The sequence below is a fragment of the Microcystis sp. LE19-8.1F genome (assembly GCF_027531715.1).
Lineage (GTDB): Bacteria > Cyanobacteriota > Cyanobacteriia > Cyanobacteriales > Microcystaceae > Microcystis > Microcystis wesenbergii_A.
Genome location: NZ_JAPZSO010000221.1, coordinates 1 through 3,005, shown reverse-complemented (window position 1 = coordinate 3,005; position 3,005 = coordinate 1). Strand labels below are relative to the sequence as shown.

At 39.9% G+C, this 3,005-nt stretch carries 3 protein-coding genes; all 3 read left to right on the top strand.

Going from position 1 to position 3,005, the window contains the following annotated elements:
* The first annotated feature begins 204 nt into the window (after positions 1-204).
* The 3 genes from O9334_RS20465 to O9334_RS20455 all read left to right on the top strand — a co-directional run bounded on the left by O9334_RS20465 (position 205) and on the right by O9334_RS20455 (position 2,835).
* Positions 205-531 carry a hypothetical protein gene (locus O9334_RS20465; protein ID WP_045361187.1) on the top strand — a complete coding sequence of 109 codons (327 nt, stop codon included), beginning with the start codon at positions 205-207 and terminating at the stop codon, positions 529-531.
* 1 nt (position 532) lies between these two features.
* A complete protein-coding gene (locus O9334_RS20460; RefSeq protein WP_288002181.1) occupies positions 533-2,584 on the top strand; it encodes a DEAD/DEAH box helicase family protein in 2,052 nt (683 codons plus the stop codon).
* Positions 2,585-2,664: 80 nt separating this feature from the next.
* Complete coding sequence (locus O9334_RS20455) at positions 2,665-2,835, top strand: hypothetical protein (RefSeq protein WP_190381420.1); 171 nt, start codon at positions 2,665-2,667, stop codon at positions 2,833-2,835.
* Positions 2,836-3,005: the final 170 nt, after the last annotated feature.

Here is a 3,005-nt window from a genome sequence, read left to right as displayed (position 1 = left end):
GTGACACTGTACCTAATACGACTGCACACCGCTATAAGCTAGTGAGGTACACATATTTTTCTTCCCTTTTGACTTTTGCCTCTTGCCTTTTGCCTAAAACCCATAACTTTTGTACCTCAGCAGACTGAAAAACGCTATATGGTGTTTTTGTGTAGGGTAGATTAGCCTAAAACCTTGATCATTAACAAACACGGGAATTGATTAATGAATTTACTAGGCATCGTTTTATACTCTTTTACTGGGGTGCTTTTGTTGGGGTTAGCTGTAGCTATCTGGTGGTTGGTCGATACCCTATCTTTATCCTCCACTAAACCGAAAAGATTCACTTCTAAAAATAATCGTCAAAATTTGCCAATCAGTCAGCCTAAACTTTTCTACTTAGAAAGAGAACTTTTAACCCTCGTGAATGGAGATAAAGCTTTAGCGACTCGATTGCTTTTAAATATTAGATTGAGAAATCCCCAACGCAGTAAAAGCTGGTGTTATGAAAAAGTTATTTATGATCTAAAACGAGATCGAGGAGGAATTTAAATTGCCATTACAACAATTAGACCTATTAGAAGAATATCGCAGTGATCGCCATAATCTCATTGCCGATTTTTATCTACCTTGTTTAGCACAATCTACCCTCTATTGTCGAGCAGTCGGCTTTTTTTCTAGTTCTTCCCTTGTCTCTCTAGCTAAAGGATTAACTGCTTTAATTCGCGGAGGGGGAAAAATGCGTTTAATTGCTTCTCCCTATCTCTCGAAAGAAGATATCGAGGCCATTAGCCAGGGATTAAAGCAAAGGGAAGAAGTGATTAATAAATCTTTATTATCTGTTCTGGAGATTGACTTAGACGAAATTACTAAAAATCGTTTTGCCTGTTTAGCGTGGCTATTAAGTCAGGGAGTCTTAGAAATAAAATTAGCCATTCCCAAAAACTTAGTTAATTTTGGCTTATATCATGAAAAGTTAGGCCTATTTATTGATGCTTTTGAAAATGCGATCGCTTTTACTGGTTCTGCGAATGAAAGTCACAGCAGTTTACAGGATAATTTCGAGTGTATCGATATTTTTCGCTCTTGGCAATCTCAGGAACAGCTAAGAGTTCAGAGAAAAATTGATAATTTTGAAAAACTCTGGCACAATCAAACTCCCCATCTAGATATTTGGGATTTTCCCGCAGCAGCAGCCCAATCTCTCTTAAAATTTCGTCCTGATTTTCCACCCACTACCGAACCCGATAGCAGTAGCAAAAAAACTTTTAAAGTTGCCGCCGATACCGGCAAATATCAGTTATCCTCTCCTCTAAAAATAACACCCCAGCCCCGTCAAATTGAGGCAATAAGTGCCTGGAAACAAGCCAAATATCAGGGGATACTCGCCATGGCAACAGGGGCGGGAAAAACGATTACAGCCCTAGCGGCAGCTAGTGGTTTATCAAGGTTAGAATTAATTGTTATCGCTGTACCCACTAAAGAATTAGTCCAGCAGTGGGTGAAAGAATTAAACTGTCGAACTACCTATGCTTTTCCTGTGGTAGCGATGGGTAATTCTCGTGCTTGGCGTGAGGTTTTATTTCGCAAATTACGGTTAATTAATCATCAAGAATTGCCCTCTCAGAGATATCCTGTAATTGTGGTGGGAACCTATGGAGAGTTAGCTAAAAATACCGTTAGTGATTTAATTACTGATGCGGGAGGTTTGCCAAAAGAATCTTTATTAATTGCCGATGAAGTTCACGCTACTGGTGCGGGAGTTTATCAGCGTCTTTTACGCGATGATTTTAGTTATCGTTTGGGTTTATCAGCAACTCCTTTGCGTGCCTACGATGAACTCGGTACGGAAAAAGTTTTAGATTATTTTGGGGTAATTGTCTATGAATACGGGTTAGAGTTAGCTATTCAGCAGGGTATTTTGTGCGAGTACGATTATCACGTTTATGTCACCTATCTCGCAGAAGAAGAACAGGAAAAATATCGTCAGTTAACGGCAAAAATTGCTCGCTTATCTACCCAAGAAGACAGTCAAAAGGTGAATTATTTATTAATTCAACGGGCGCAATTAATTAAAGCAGCGGGGGCAAAATTAACTATAATTGATCGTATTCTGGCTGAACACACCTTAGAACAAACACTAATTTATTGTGCCGATATTGCCCAAGCAACTGCTATTAGTACCCGATTGGCGCGTCAGGGAAAAAGAGTCGCTCGCTATAGTTCCTTAGACAGCGATCGAGTTATGTTATTATCACAGTTATCTTCGGGAAATCTTGACGCATTAGTGGCAGTAAAATGTCTCGATGAGGGAGTTGATATCCCACAAGTCAGTCAGGGAATTATCCTCGCTGCCGATGCTTCTCCTCGTCAATTTATTCAACGTCGCGGCAGAATTCTCCGGGCAGCCGTGGCAAAGAAGAAAGCGACTTTAATCGATGTCTTGGTGGTTCCTCCTTGGGGCGATGGTGAGGTAAAATTAATTGCATCGGAGATCAAAAGAGTTATTGATTTTGCCCGGGCAGCCAGCAATCAAGCTACAGTTATCAACAGATTAGTCCAAGAATTAAGTTACTATGGCCTTACCTACTCAGATCTGTTATAAAATTTATCCTCATCAAGGTATCTCTTGGCAAATAAGAGTTAAGACTTGACAATCCCCACTCCCCAACCCCCAAAAAATTCATGGACATAACTGCTAAAATTAAAGAACTAGCACAAAAATATGAGATACCTGCCCAACTGCTGGGGGAAGCCATGGCTTTAGAAGTAGAAAAAATTACTCTAAAAAATCGGCGGCTATCACCTAAAATTGTCGAACTTATCGAAAAATATACCGACTCCTCACAATCATAAATTTTATAGATATCTTGCCTAATTTATTTGTAACTGTTCAGGGGGTAGGGTTGATTCATGAATCAACCCTACAATGAATCAACCCTAGTTCAGGGGGGGACAAAATCTGATAATCTAAAAAGGCGTAGAAAAGAGCGGCTACTGTGGGAGAGTAGTATCCATGCCTCTAG